Below are 13994 nucleotides of genomic sequence, written 5' to 3'. Positions count from 1 at the left end.
CCTTGCGCGGGGCCCCCCAACCACCCCATCCGCGGCGGCGCTCGCCGCCGGTTCAGCACAGGGGGCGGGCATGGCGCCACTATTCGGGCCGTCCCCGCCTGCCGCAGAGGAGAGTACTCGGATGAGCAAGGTCATCGGCATCGACCTCGGCACCACCAATTCCTGCGTCGCCATCATGGAAGGCAAGGACGTCAGGGTCATTGAGAACGCCGAGGGTGCCCGTACCACCCCGTCGATGGTCGCCTTCGCCAAGAATGGCGAGCGGCTGGTCGGCCAGTCCGCCAAGCGCCAGGCGGTCACCAACCCCATGGGCACGCTCTATGCGGTGAAGCGCCTGATCGGCCGCCGCTTCGACGACCCGATGGTGCAGAAGGACATCGGCCTCGCGCCCTTCAAGATTACCAAGGCCGCCAATGGCGACGCCTGGGTGGAAGTGGACGGCCAGTCCTACGCGCCGCAGCAGGTCAGCGCGATGGTGCTGACGAAAATGAAGGAGACCGCCGAGTCCTTTCTCGGCGAGACCGTCTCCCAGGCCGTCATCACCGTGCCGGCCTACTTCAACGACGCCCAGCGCCAGGCGACCAAGGAAGCCGGCGCGATCGCCGGCCTCGAAGTGCTGCGCATCATCAATGAGCCGACGGCCGCCGCGCTCGCCTATGGCATGGACCAGAAGAAGGGCGGCACCATCGCGGTGTACGACCTTGGCGGCGGCACCTTCGACGTGTCGGTGCTCGAGATCGGCGACGGCGTCTTCGAGGTGAAGTCGACCAATGGCGACACCTTCCTCGGCGGCGAGGATTTCGACCAGCGCGTCATCGACTACCTGGCCGATGAGTTCCGCAAGGAGCAGGGCATTGACCTGCGCGGCGACAAGCTCGCCCTGCAGCGCCTGAAGGAAGCGGCCGAGAAGGCGAAGATCGAGCTGTCCTCCGCCAAGGAGACTGAGGTCAACCTGCCCTTCGTCACCGCCGACGCCTCCGGGCCGAAGCACCTGGTGATGAAGCTGACGCGCTCGAAGCTGGAAGCCCTGGTCGATGACCTGATCCAGCGCACCCTGGAGCCCTGCAAGCAGGCGCTGAAGGATGCCGGGCTGACGGCCGGCGAGATCGACGAGGTCATCCTGGTCGGCGGCATGACGCGCATGCCGAAGGTCGTCGAGGCGGTGAAGTCCTTCTTCGGCAAGGAGCCCGCGCGCAACGTCAACCCGGATGAAGTGGTCGCGATCGGCGCCGCGATCCAGGGCGGCGTGCTCAAGGGCGACGTCAAGGACGTGCTGCTGCTCGACGTGACCCCGTTGAGCCTCGGCATCGAGACGCTGGGTGGCGTGTTCACCCGGCTGATCGACCGCAACACCACCATTCCCACCAAGAAGTCGCAGGTCTTCTCGACGGCCGACGACAACCAGACCGCGGTGACCATCAAGGTCTACCAGGGCGAGCGGGAGATGGCGGCCGACAACAAGCAGCTCGGCACCTTCGACCTGACCGGCATCCCGCCGGCGCCGCGCGGCGTACCGCAGGTGGAAGTGACCTTCGACATCGACGCGAACGGCATCGTCTCCGTCAGCGCGAAGGACAAGGCCACCGGCAAGGAGCAGCAGATCCGCATCCAGGCCAAGTCCGGCCTGTCGGATGCCGACATCGAGCGGATGGTGAAGGACGCCGAGGCCAATGCCGAGGCGGACAAGAAGCGCCGCGAGGCTGTCGAGACGCGCAACCAGCTCGAAGCCCTGGTGCATCAGACCGAGCGCACGTTGAAGGAAAGCGGCGACAAGGTTCCCGCGGCCGAGAAGGCCGATGTGGAGTCCGCCGTGACCGAGGCGAAGGCGGCGATCGAGAAGCAGGATGTCGAGGCGATGACCCGCGCTTCCGAGCGCCTGGGCCAGGCCGCGATGAAGATGGGCGAGGCGCTGTACAAGGCGCAGGCGGAAGCCTCCGCGGCCGCGGAGGCCCCTGCCTCGGGTGGCGCCCCGGGCGCCGGCGGCAACGACAAGGTTGTCGACGCCGAGTTCGAGGAAGTGGACCCGAACAAGCGCAAGCCGTCCTGACCGGGCGATCTGCGTCGACCATGAGCAACGCCGCCCGACTCCCACGAGGGTCGGGCGGCGCCTATTTCGGGACTACTGTCGTGACGAATGCGCGCCGATCGGCAGCAGATGCGCCAGTGCAGGCAACTCGTTGGATCGCGGCAAGCCGCGATCCGCGAGCGCACGGCGCGACCGCGCTCTGGCTGACCGTTGTCGCCAACGCACCAGTGCATGGCGCGAAGGCAAGGCCGGCGGATGCCGGCCGCCCGTCGTTTGAGGGCATGAGCAATGTCTAAGCGTGACTACTACGAAGTCCTCGGCGTCGGCCGCGATGCCGATGAGGACGCGCTGAAGAAGGCCTATCGCAAGCTCGCGATGAAGTACCACCCCGACCGCAACCACGGGGACAAGGATGCCGAGCCGCGCTTCAAGGAATTGAACGAGGCCTACGACGTCCTCAAGGACAGCGAGAAGCGCGCGGCCTATGACCGCTTCGGCCATGCCGCCTTCGAACAGGGCGGGCCCGGCAGCGGTGGCGGCGGCTTCCAGGGCGGCCCCTTCGGCGGCGGTTTCGAGGACATCTTCGAGGAGATGTTCGGCCGGTTCGGTGGCGGCGGGCGCGGTGGCCGCGGTGGCGCCACCGGGCGCGGCCAGGACCTGCGCACCCAGGTCGAAATCACCCTTGAGGAAGCCTTCGCGGGCAGCAAGACGAATATCCGCATCCCCTCCTCGGTTTCCTGCGAGGCCTGCAAGGGCACCGGGGCGGAGGATGGCTCGGCCGCGGGCGTGCAGACCTGCGGCACCTGCAACGGGGCGGGCAAGGTGCGCGCGCAGCAGGGCTTCTTCCTGATCGAGCGGACCTGCCCGACCTGCGGCGGGTCGGGCCGCACCATCAAGAACCCCTGCAAGATCTGCCATGGCGCCGGCCGCGTGCAGCGTGAGCGCACGCTGAACGTCACCATCCCGCCCGGAGTCGAGGACGGCACGCGCATCCGCCTGACGGGTGAGGGCGAGGCCGGGCTGCGCGGTGCGCCCGCAGGCGACCTCTATGTGGATATCGCGGTGAAGCCGCACCCGATCTTCCAGCGCGACGGTTCGAACATCTTCATCCGCGTGCCCTTGCGCATGACCCAGGCCGCGCTGGGGGGGCATGTGGAAGTACCGAGCATCGATGGCGGCCGGGCACGGGTGACGATCCCGGCCGGCAGCCAGACCGGGGACCAGTTCCGCCTGCGCGGCAAGGGTTTCTCGGTGCTGCGCTCGGCCGCACGGGGCGACATGTATGTGCAGGTGAGCGTCGAGACGCCGCAGAACCTGACGGCACGGCAGCGCGAGCTGCTGGAGGAATTCGAGACCGAGGCCGTGACCGGTGGCAAGACCAGTCCGGAGAGCGAGGGCTTCTTCGCCAAGGTCAAGGAATTCTGGGACGGCCTGGCGCGTTAAGGCAGGCTGGGGAGGGCACCGCCCTCCCCAAACTCACTCGCCGATTGCGCGGCAATCGCCAGACGGTCCAGTAACCTTCGCTTCCTGGCCGGGTGCTCGAGGGGCGGTGCCCCTCGACCTCCCTTACAGCACCGGCATCGCCCAATAATCATCCACCATGCGGCGGCGGTCGACCCAGCCTGCCTCGATCACCGGCGCGCCTTCCAGCTTGGCCTTGTCGATTTTCACGACATAGCCGCCCAGCGTGGTGTCGTAGCGCAGCATCTCCCACGGCAGCGGGAAGTGCTTGGTGCCGAGGCCGAGGAAGCCGCCGAAGGACAGCACCGCATAGGCGACGCGGCCGCTCGACTTGTCGAGCATCACGTCCTCGATGCTGCCGATATGCTCGCCCTCCAGCGAATAGACATCAGTGCCGGCAACCTTGCCGCCGGCAATCAGATGCCCCGTGGTCGGCGCGGTCATGTCCTTGGCGGTGGGGCGGGCGTCGCGGCGCGGGTTGATCGTGTTCATCGGTGTCCTCCAATTGCGGTTGTCCAAAGAGGAACGCGCGCCGGCGCCGAGGGTTGTGCGGCCACCGGTGCCGACGCATGACGATGGCGAGAGGTGCCCTTTGCCGTGACGGCGCCTGGCGCGATGATCCGCGCCAAGGCAGCCCGCCGGTGCCGGCGGCGCCACAGGAAAGGACCACGCCATGACCATCCGCATCGGCATTGCCGGCATCGCCGGCCGCATGGGGCGCCTTCTGGCCGAGGAAATCGTCGCCGCCGGCGCGACCCTCTCCGGCGGCACGATCCGCCCCGGTGCCGCGCTTGCCACCCTGCCGCCGGGCCTGCCGGTGATGACCGACATCGTCGCCCTGTGCGAGGCCTCGGATGTGGTGATCGACTTCACCCACGCCCGTACGGCGCGCGCCCATGCGTTGGCGGCGGCCGAGACCGGCACGGTGCTGATCCTCGGTTCCTCCGGCCTGTCCGTCACAGATGAGGAGGCGGTGGCCGAGGCTGCGCATCGCACGCCCATCGTCTATGCGGCGAATTTCGCACCGGGCGTGAACCTGTTCCTCGCCATCGCCGAGCGCATGGCTGCTGCGCTGCCGCCGGCGCAATACGATGCCGAGATCGTCGAGATGCATCACCGCCAGAAGGTGGATGCACCGTCGGGCACGGCGGTCGCGCTCGGCCGGGCGGTGGCCGCCGGTCGCGGCACCACGCTCGAGGAAGCCGGCCGCGAGAGCGGGCGGGACGGGCATTGCGGCGCGCGCGGCACCGGCACGATCGGTTTCGCGGCGCTGCGTGGCGGGCAGGTGGTGGGCGAGCACACGTTGCTCTTCGCCGCGGCGTCGGAACATATCAGCCTGACGCACCGGTCCTTCGATCGCCGCGTTTATGCGACCGGCGCGGTACGGGCGGCGCTGTGGGCGGCGGGGCGGACGCCAGGCCTGTATGGCATGGGCGAGGTGCTCGGCATTCGCTGAGAGGCTGCTTGTGCCTGGGCTGGAGTGGGGGCCGGTGCCAGGCGTGGCAACGCTCCGGATGGCGCGTTGCCAAAGGGCCTCTGAGCGCGGCCCGGATCAGGCCTCGGTGCCCGCCACCCGCTTGGCGGCACCCTGGATTGCCGCGATCGCGGTGGCTGTCCCCGTCAGGTCAAGCCCGTGTTCGGCCGCGGTCTCATTCCTTGCCGTTGCGCTATAGCAAGGATTGGAAATTGGACGCAGTAGCACAACCCATCAGTGCGCCCTGATGCCGGAATTCGCCCGGAACTGCGGCGCCTGCCTTGACCCGGCCACACCCCCGCGCGATACGCGCCCGTCCCGGATCCTCTGGGCGCAAGCCTGCCGGGGCTCCCCGCCGGCAAATCCCCGCGACAAGAGGCAAACCACGCCATGCGCGATACCGGCGAATATCTCTTCACATCCGAATCCGTATCCGAAGGCCATCCGGACAAGGTGGCCGACCGCATCTCGGACACGGTGCTGGACGCCTTCCTGACTGCCGACCCCTATTCGCGGGTCGCCTGCGAAACCCTGGTGACGACCAATCGCGTCGTACTGGCGGGCGAGGTCCGGGGCCCGGGCTCCGTGACGCCCGAATACCTGATGCACCTGACGCGTCTGGCGATCCACGACATCGGGTATGAGCAGGAAGGCTTCCACTGGCAGAATGCCGAGATCGCGTGCCACCTGCATGCCCAGTCCGCGCATATCGCGCAGGGCGTCGATGCCGCCGGCAACAAGGATGAAGGCGCCGGCGACCAGGGCATCATGTTCGGCTATGCGTGCACCGAGACGCCGGACCTGATGCCGGCGCCGCTGTACTACGCGCACCTCATCCTGCGCCGGATCAGCGAAATGCGCCGCGCCAGCGACCTCGCGGTGAAGGGCCTGCTGCCCGACGCCAAGTCGCAGGTGACGCTGCGCTACATCGACGGCAAGCCGGTCGGTGCCACCTCGGTCGTCGTCTCGACGCAGCACGAGGAAGGCATGGAGCAGGCCGAGATCAAGCGCCTGCTTCGCCCGATCATCGAGAGCAGCCTGCCCGATGGCTGGATGTGCCCCGACAACGAGCTGTACGTGAACCCGACCGGCCAGTTCGTCATTGGCGGGCCGGATGGCGATTGCGGCCTGACCGGGCGCAAGATCATCGTCGACACCTATGGCGGCGCGGCCCCGCATGGCGGCGGCGCGTTCTCCGGCAAGGACCCGACCAAGGTGGACCGCTCGGCCGCCTATGCCGCACGCTATGTCGCGAAGAACGTCGTCGCGGCGGGCCTCGCCGAGAAGTGCACCATGCAGGTGTCCTACGCGATCGGCGTATCGAAGCCGCTGTCGGTCTATTTCGACCTGCATGGCAGCGGGCGCGACGTGGATGAGGTGAAGCTCGCCAAGGTCATTGATGGCCTGGTGAACCTCTCGCCGCGCGGCATCCGGGAGCATCTGCACCTGAACCGCGCGATCTATGTGCCTTCCTCCGCCTACGGCCATTTCGGCCGCACCCCGGACGAGGACGCCGGCACCTTCACCTGGGAGAAGACCGACCTGGTGGATGAGCTGAAGCGCGCCTTCGGCCGGTGACCGAGGAGGGCGACATGACGGCGGAGGACACTCTGCCGCATCGCGCGCCCTCGCTGACGCCAGAGGGCATCCCCGACCGGCTTTATGGCCGCCGCCGGGGACACCCGCTGCGCCCGCGGCAGGAGAGGTTGCTCGACCTCGCCCTGCCGCGCTTCCGACTGACCGCGGCGGAGGCCGCGCACCCGCGTGCCATCTTCCCCGGCGCCGAGGATCTGTGGCTCGAAGTGGGCTTCGGCGGCGGCGAACACGCTCTCGCGCTGGCCGCCGCCCATGAAGGCGTCGGGCTGATCGCCTCCGAGGTTTTCGAGAACGGGTTGTGTTCCCTGCTGACCCGCATCGTGCCCGAGGGGGCCGAGGCGACCGCTCCGGTCCCCGACCGGCTGCGCCTGTGGCCCGAGGATGCGCGGCACCTGGTCGCGCTGCTGCCCGATGCGGCGCTGGGCCGGCTGTATCTGATGTTTCCCGACCCCTGGCCGAAATCGCGCCACGCCAAGCGGCGCTTCGTCCATGCGGCGATGCTGCCGCTGGTCGCGCGCGTGCTGCGGCAGGGCGGCGAGTGGCGCCTCGCCTCCGACGACCCCACCTACCAGGCCTGGGTCGAGGAAGTGTTCGCCGAGCAGCCCTTCTTCGCCCTGCGCAGCGTCGTGACCGAACGGGCGGCGGATTGGCACCCGACGCGGTATGAGGCGAAGGCGATCCGCGAGGGACGCGTGCCGCGGTATTGGACCTTCGAGAGGACCGATGCGCCATGCAGCTGAATGATGCCGCCGTGCTGGTGACCGGTGCCGGTTCCGGCCTCGGCGCCGCCACCGCCGAGGCGCTGGCCGCCGCCGGCGCGCGCGTGGTGGCGATGGATTTGAACGCCGAGGGCCTCGCCGCCCTGGCCGCGCGCTGCGACGCCACGCCGATGGCCGGCGATGTCGCCAGCGAGGCCGATGTCGCCACGGCGCTCGAAGCCGCCGCTGGCCTCGGGCCACTGCGCCTCGCGGTGAATTGCGCCGGCATCGCGCCCGGCGCGCGCGTGGTCGGCCGGGGTGGAGCGCATGACCTCGCGCTGTTCGAGCGCGCGATCCGCGTCAACCTGGTCGGCACCTTCAACGTGCTGCGGCTGGCGGCGCAACGCATGCAGGCGCTCGACCCCACCGCGCCGGATGGCGAGCGCGGGGTGATCGTCAACACTGCTTCCATCGCCGCCGAGGATGGGCAGATCGGCCAATGCGCCTATGCCGCCTCCAAGGCTGGGGTGATGGGGCTGACCCTGCCGGCAGCGCGGGAATTGGCGAAATCCGGCATCCGCGTCATGACCATCGCCCCCGGCCTGTTCGAGACGCCGATGCTCGCCGGCCTGCCCGAAGCCGCCCAGGCGGCGATCCGCGCCCTGCCGCCCTTCCCCGCCCGGCTCGGCCGGCCGGAGGAATTCGCCCGGATGGTGCTGGCGATCTGCGCCAATCCACTGCTGAACGGCACCACGCTGAGGCTTGATTCGGCGCTGCGCCTGCCGCCCTGAGCGCCCGGCCTTATTCCAGCGGCCCTGTTGGATGACCGGTGGGCGGGAAGAATGGAGGGGCGCCGCCCCTCCAAACCACCCCGCAAAATGACGGGGTCATTTGGAAGGCCATCTTTTGGCACTGCGCGTGGCATGCGTTCTGCGCCCGCGGAGCGCGCTCCGTGCGCAAGGGTGGGTCTCGGCACCCGTCCTGGCCGCGGCGCACGCTACCAAGTGTCGGTTTCCAAAGGCCTCGGGCCTTTGGCGGGGTGAGCCCGAGAGGGGCAGAGCCCTCTCGGTTCCACACGTCAAGCAATAGGGCCGTCGGTATCGGGCGCCGCGGGCCGCCGCCAGGCGCCTTGCGCGGTTTGGCCGGCATCGCCATGCTGCGCCGCAATAAGGCTCGCCAGGGACACACACGGCTCACGCAGCGGAGGAACCCGTCTTGCATCGCCGTGACCTTTTCGCGGGCGCCGCCGCGCTCGCCGCCGCCCCGTTCTCGCCCGCTTCCGGCCAATCCGCGCCGTCCGGCACGCTGCGCGTGGGCATGACCGCGGGCGACATCCCACTGACCACCGGCCAGCCGAACCAGGGCGCCGAGGGCAACCGCTTCCTCGGTATCACCCTGTATGACCCGCTGGTTGCCTGGGACCTGACGCATGCAGATCGCGCCGCCGCCCTGCGCCCCGGTCTCGCCGAACGCTGGGTGGTGGATGACAGCACGAAGAAGGTCTGGACCTTCAACCTGCGCCCCGGCGTGCGCTTCCATGACGGGAGCAACTTCGACGCCAATGCGGTGGCGTGGAACCTGGCCAAGCTGCTCGACCGCAACGCGCCGCATTTCGACCGCCAGCAAGCCGCCCAGGCCGGCCTGTACACCAGCAACATCGCGCGCTGGCAGGTGAAGGACGCGCGCACCATCGAGATCGAGACCAAGACGCCCGACGCCGTGTTTCCATACAGCATGGCGAACATCTTCTATTCGTCGCCGGCGCGGTATGCGGAGGTCGGCAACAACTGGGACCGTTTCGCCGAACGCCCTTCCGGCACCGGCCCCTATATCGGCGACAAGCTGGTGCCGCGGCAGCGCTTCGAGGCCGTGCGCAATGGCGAGTACTGGGATGCCGCCCGTCGTCCGCAACATGAACGCCTGGTGCTGATGCCGATCCCGGATTCGCTGACGCGCGTCTCGGCGCTGCTGTCGAACCAGGTGGATTTCATCGAGGCCCCGCCGCCCGACGCCGCGGATCGCATCAAGGCGGCCGGGCATTCGGTGGTGACCAACGCCTATCCGCATATCTGGTGCCACCAGCTTTCCTTCCAGGCGGACAGCCCGTTCCGCGACCTGCGGGTGCGCCAGGCGGCGAACATGGCGATCGACCGCGCCGCGATGGTCGGGCTGCTGGGTGGCATGGCGCTGCCGGCCAAGGGGCAGGTGAATGAGGGGCATCCCTGGTTCGGGCGGCCGACGGTGGACCTTTCCTACGACCCGGCCCGCGCGCGCGCGCTGCTCGCCGAGGCGGGCTTTGGCCCGAACAATCGGGTGAAGACGAAGTTCATCATCTCGCCCTCGGGTTCGGGCCAGATGCAGCCGCTGCCGATGAACGAGCTGATCCAGCAGAACTACCGCGAGGTTGGCATCGACCTGGACTTCGAGGTGATGGATTGGGAGGCCTTGCGGACCCGCCGTCGCGCCGGCGCCGGCGCGCCCGAGAACCGTGGCCTGCACGCGATCAACAATTCCTGGGCCTTCTGGGACCCGGATATCGGCCTGCTCGGCCCGGCGGTCAGCGCCAAGGCGGGCGGCAACGGCTTCAACTGGGGTGGGTATGAGGATGCGCGGGCCGATGAGCTTGGCCTGCGCGCCCGACAGACCTTCGACCCGGCCGCGCAGAACGCGATCCTCGCGGAACTGCACGGCCACCTGGTGGACCAGGCGATGTGGATCTGGGCGGTCCACGACGTGAACCCGCGCGGCCTGTCAAGGAAACTGTCGGGATTCACCCAGGCCCAATCCTGGTACCAGGACCTGACCCCCATCCGCGTCGCCTGACCCGAAAACCGACAAAAGAAGGAGGGGGTTCGGGGGAGTTCCCTCCCCCGACCTTCAAGCGACCTCAAACAACCCGGCCGCCCCCTGCCCGCCGCCCACGCACATCGTCACCACGACGAATTTCGCCCCGCGCTTCTTCCCCTCGATCAGCGCATGCCCGGCCATGCGTGCCCCCGACATGCCATAGGGATGCCCGATCGAGATCGCCCCGCCATCCACGTTCAGCCGGTCATCGGGGATGCCGAGCCGGTCGCGGCAGTAGATCACCTGGCAGGCGAAGGCCTCGTTGAGCTCCCACAGCCCGATGTCGTCGATGGTGAGACCATGCTGCTTCAGCAGCTTGGGCACGGCGAAGACCGGGCCGATGCCCATCTCCCCCGGGTCGCAGCCGGCCACCGCCATGCCGCGATAGATGCCGAGCGGATGCAGCCCGCGGCGTGATGCCTCGGCTTCCTCCATCACCACCGCGGCGGAGGCACCGTCAGAGAGCTGGCTGGCATTGCCGGCGGTGATGAAGCGGCCCTGCTTGACCACCATGCCGTCCTTGAACACCGGCTTGAGGGATTGCAGGCCTTCCAGCGTGGTATCGGCGCGGTTGCCCTCATCGCGCGCCAGCGTGGTGGGCACGTCCTTGCTTTCGCCGGTCTCGCGATTAACCAGCTTCATCACCGAGGCGAGCGGGACGATCTCGTCCTCGAAGGCGTCACGCGCCTGGGCGGCGGCGGTGCGCTGCTGGCTGCGCAGGGCGTATGCGTCCTGCGCCTCACGCGGGATGCCATAGCGGTCAGCGACGATCTCCGCCGTCTCCAGCATCGACATGTAGAGCGCGGGGATGCGCGCCTTCAGCGCCGGGTCAGCCAGGCGATACCAGTTCGCCTTGTCGTTCTGCACCAGCGAGACGGATTCGAGGCCGCCGCCCACCGCGACCTGCATGCCGTCATGCATGACCTGCTTCGCGGCGGTGGCGATCGCCATCAGGCCGGAAGAGCATTGCCGGTCGAGCGACATGCCCGGCACGCTGTCGGGCAGGCCGGCGGCGAGTGCGACTTGGCGGCCGACATTCGAGCCCTGGCAGCCCTGCTGCAGGGCTGCGCCCATGATGACGTCCTCAACCTCAGCCGGGTCGAGGCCGGCACGGTCGACGGCGGCCCGCACCGCGTGGCCGCCGAGCGTCTGTGCATTGGTGTCGTTGAAGGCACCGCGATAGGCGCGCCCGATCGGGGTGCGGGCGGTGGAGACGATGACGGCGCTGCGCATGGCGCTTCCTTCCCTGACGGTTCCTTCCCGTCAGGGTAGCGAAGCGGTCAGGCGGCGCCCAGCCGCTTCCACACGCCATCCGCCGTCGCGATGATCCGGTCCCCGAAGGTGAGCTGGCCGCGCACGAAGACCACGGAGCGCGTGGCGCGCACGGCCTCGGCCCGTGCTTCGATGAACTCCCCGGCACGGGCGGCGGAGACGAAGTGCGTGTTGAGCTGGATGGTCACCACCGGGTCGCGCTTCGCCGCTTCCCAGCAGGTGATGCCGAGGATCTGGTCGAGAAAGGTCACCAGCATGCCGCCATGGACGATGCCATGGGCGTTGGAATGCCTGTCCTCGGCGAGCAGGCCATAGGTCCAGCCGGCATCTCCCTTCTTCGACCAGAAGGGGCCGACCAGCGTGGGGAAGCCATCCTCATGCCAGCGGAGTTGCTCCCAGCCGGCGGCGGCGGGGTCGAAGGGGGTGGGGGCGGGCGCGTCGTTCATGGCTCCCGCTTCGCCCGGCGGGCGGGCGACGTCAACGGGCGAGATGCCTCGGCACGTCGCATGGCGTATGTCCGCCAGGATCGATAGGCTCGACGCCATGCGCCTGTTCCATGCCCCCGGCTCCCCCTATGCCCGCATCACACGCATGGCGGTGATCGAACTCGGTCTCGAGGATCGTGTCGCCGTCGAGGAAGCGACCTTGCGCGACCCCGCCTCGGTGCTGCTGCCGTTCAACCCGGTGGGGCGGGTGCCCTCACTGGTGCTGGATGACGGCAGCACCATCACCGAAACCACGCCCGTGCTCATGGTGCTCGACAGCCTAGTCGCGCCGGAGCGACGCCTGCTGCCCGGGCCGGATGCGCCGCGGGCCCTGGCGGCCTATGGCCGGGTGCTCGGCATGTTGGACGGCATCGCGGTGTGGAACCGCGAATTGCGGCGGCCGGTCCATGAACGCTCGCCCGGCGTCATCGCGCTGGAGGCGGTGCGCGCCGCGCGCGTCGCCGATGCGCTGGACGCCGAGGTGGCCGCCGGCGGCTTCGCGACCATGGATGCCGCGCTGCTCGCGCTGATCTCGGCGCTCGGCTATTGCGCGCGACGCCACACCGCTTTCGATTGGCGCGAGGGAAGGCCCGCGCTCGCCGCGCTGTTCGACGCGGCGCAGGCGCGCCCATCGGTGGCGCGCACCGTCCCGCCCGCCGGCATGGGCGGGACGGCGCCGCCAGTCAGGTAGGCTGCACGATGTGGCGGCTGCGGATGAGGTTGCCCCATTTCTCGCTTTCCGCCGTCCAGTAGGTGTCGAATTCCGCCGGCGTACCGCCGACCGGCACGGCGCCGAGGGCGATGATCCGCTCGCGGAAGGCAGGGTCGGCCAGCGCCGTCCGTACCGCCTCGGACAGGCGCGTGGCGATCGGTGCCGGCAGATGGGCCGGTGCCATCAGCGCCATGTCGGTCGAGGATTCGAAGCCCACCAGCCCCGCTTCCTGCAAGGTCGGCACGTCGGGGGCGAGCGGCGTGCGTTCCGCCGTGCTGACGGCGAGCATCTTCAACATGCCCGCCTGGCGGTGCGGCAGGGCGGTGACGGCATCGATGAAGGACATCTTGGTCTCGCCCGCCAGCACCGCCTGCGCCGAGGGCGCGCCGCCGCGATAGGGCACGTGCACCATGTCGATCCCCGCCGCGGCCATCAGCAGTTCCGTCGCCAGGTGGCTCGTTGCGCCGATGCCGGCGGAGGAGAAATTGACCTCACCCGGCCGCGCCCGGACATAGGCGAGGAATTCCTGGATCGTCGTCACCGGCACCGACGGATGCACGCAGACCGCCTGCGCGGTGCGCGCGACGAGGCTGATGCCCGTGAAGGCGGCGCGATTGTCGTAGGGAAGCGGCGAAATCAGATACGGCGCGATCGCATAGGTGCTGTTGGTGGCGAAGAGCAGAGCATAGCCATCCGGCCGCTGCTGCGCGACGAAGTTGTGGCCGATGGTGCCCGACGCGCCGGCACGGTTCTCGACGACGACGTTCTGGCCGAACATCTCGGTGAAGCGCTGGGCGAAGAGCCGCGCCATGGTGTCCGACGAACCACCCGGCGCCCACGGATTGACCAAGGTCACCGGCCGCGTGGGCCAGGGCGCCTGCGCCTGCGCGGCGTGCAGGGCGGGGGTTGCGAGGGCCGCGGCGAGCAGGGTGCGGCGATGCAGCGTTGTCATGTCATTGCCTCCGGTTTTTCGGCTGGTTGATGGCAGTGTTGCCGAGGGCAACGGCGCCAGAGAAAGGGGAGCGGACCGGCATCGGGAATGCACACCGCATGCCGGGTGATGGATGGGCGTCTCGGGCAAGGTGCCTCGCGGCTGATCGGTCCGTGCATGGCGACATGCTTGGCCCGCTTGCGCACTGGCGCAAGACTTCGTGAGCGGGCCTGGACAGGCTGTGACCGCGCGGAGACAGACCGGAAGCAGTTCTTCGACGGCAGCGCGATCCGGACACCACGCAGGATCTGATCGAGGAGGGGCGTGGCCTCGCGACGCGCCGGGAACTGAGCCGCGGAACGAGAGGGGCTTTGCCCCCCTCGAACTCACCCCACCATGGGAACCCACTGACGTTGCGAAGCAACACCAATGGGAGGCCCTCAGCCCGAAGCCTTTGGAAACCGATACCGGGTGCCGCGCGGGGCAGGCGTT

General features: G+C 69.1%; 12 protein-coding genes. 8 read left to right on the top strand and 4 right to left on the bottom strand.

What is annotated here, in order from left to right; all coding sequences use genetic code 11:
• The first annotated feature begins 121 nt into the window (after positions 1 to 121).
• Together dnaK and dnaJ are read left to right on the top strand one after the other, a co-directional pair.
• Positions 122 to 2047, top strand: a complete 1926-nt coding sequence (dnaK, locus tag IEY36_RS18315; RefSeq protein ID WP_188969347.1) for a molecular chaperone DnaK — start codon at positions 122 to 124, stop codon at positions 2045 to 2047.
• Between the two features lie 267 nt (positions 2048 to 2314).
• Complete coding sequence (gene dnaJ / locus IEY36_RS18310; protein WP_188969340.1) at positions 2315 to 3469, top strand: molecular chaperone DnaJ; 1155 nt, start codon at positions 2315 to 2317, stop codon at positions 3467 to 3469.
• Between the two features lie 123 nt (positions 3470 to 3592).
• Here dnaJ and IEY36_RS18305 read toward each other — a convergent pair whose 3' ends face one another.
• On the bottom strand, positions 3593 to 3979 hold the full coding sequence (locus IEY36_RS18305; RefSeq protein WP_229681411.1) for a PRC-barrel domain-containing protein: 387 nt from the start codon (positions 3977 to 3979) through the stop codon (positions 3593 to 3595).
• A 181-nt stretch (positions 3980 to 4160) separates the two neighbouring features.
• Here IEY36_RS18305 and dapB point away from each other — a divergent pair, with 181 nt between their 5' ends.
• From dapB to IEY36_RS18280, 5 genes are all read left to right on the top strand, one after another.
• Positions 4161 to 4943 (top strand): 4-hydroxy-tetrahydrodipicolinate reductase, encoded by a 783-nt coding sequence (gene dapB / locus IEY36_RS18300; RefSeq protein WP_188969338.1) that lies wholly within the window; start codon positions 4161 to 4163, stop codon positions 4941 to 4943.
• 408 nt (positions 4944 to 5351) lie between these two features.
• Positions 5352 to 6539: a methionine adenosyltransferase gene (gene metK, locus IEY36_RS18295; RefSeq protein ID WP_188969336.1), complete on the top strand. Its 1188-nt coding sequence runs from the start codon at positions 5352 to 5354 to the stop codon at positions 6537 to 6539.
• 14 nt (positions 6540 to 6553) lie between these two features.
• Entirely contained in the window at positions 6554 to 7297 is a 744-nt protein-coding gene (gene trmB, locus IEY36_RS18290; protein ID WP_188969334.1) for a tRNA (guanine(46)-N(7))-methyltransferase TrmB, read from the top strand.
• A complete protein-coding gene (locus tag IEY36_RS18285; protein ID WP_188969332.1) occupies positions 7288 to 8046 on the top strand; it encodes an SDR family NAD(P)-dependent oxidoreductase in 759 nt (252 codons plus the stop codon). Before trmB ends, IEY36_RS18285 begins: the two co-directional genes overlap by 10 nt.
• Before the next feature lie 424 nt (positions 8047 to 8470).
• Complete coding sequence (locus IEY36_RS18280; RefSeq protein WP_229681410.1) at positions 8471 to 10078, top strand: ABC transporter substrate-binding protein; 1608 nt, start codon at positions 8471 to 8473, stop codon at positions 10076 to 10078.
• 54 nt (positions 10079 to 10132) lie between these two features.
• On the opposite strand, the gene IEY36_RS18275 is transcribed toward IEY36_RS18280, so the two are convergent.
• Complete coding sequence (locus tag IEY36_RS18275) at positions 10133 to 11335, bottom strand: acetyl-CoA C-acyltransferase (RefSeq protein ID WP_188969330.1); 1203 nt, start codon at positions 11333 to 11335, stop codon at positions 10133 to 10135.
• A 47-nt stretch (positions 11336 to 11382) separates the two neighbouring features.
• Positions 11383 to 11820 carry a PaaI family thioesterase gene (locus IEY36_RS18270; RefSeq protein WP_188969328.1) on the bottom strand — a complete coding sequence of 146 codons (438 nt, stop codon included), beginning with the start codon at positions 11818 to 11820 and terminating at the stop codon, positions 11383 to 11385.
• 67 nt (positions 11821 to 11887) lie between these two features.
• Between IEY36_RS18270 and IEY36_RS18265 the strand changes: the two genes are divergently transcribed.
• Positions 11888 to 12550: a glutathione S-transferase family protein gene (locus IEY36_RS18265; RefSeq protein WP_188969325.1), complete on the top strand. Its 663-nt coding sequence runs from the start codon at positions 11888 to 11890 to the stop codon at positions 12548 to 12550.
• Here the strand turns inward: IEY36_RS18265 and IEY36_RS18260 are convergent.
• Positions 12543 to 13523 (bottom strand): Bug family tripartite tricarboxylate transporter substrate binding protein, encoded by a 981-nt coding sequence (locus tag IEY36_RS18260; protein WP_188969324.1) that lies wholly within the window; start codon positions 13521 to 13523, stop codon positions 12543 to 12545. The genes IEY36_RS18265 and IEY36_RS18260 overlap by 8 nt on opposite strands.
• Between the last annotated feature and the right edge of the window lie 471 nt (positions 13524 to 13994).

This window comes from Neoroseomonas lacus (genome assembly GCF_014644535.1).
Classification (GTDB): domain Bacteria; phylum Pseudomonadota; class Alphaproteobacteria; order Acetobacterales; family Acetobacteraceae; genus Neoroseomonas; species Neoroseomonas lacus.
This window is presented reverse-complemented; position numbering and strand designations above follow the sequence as displayed.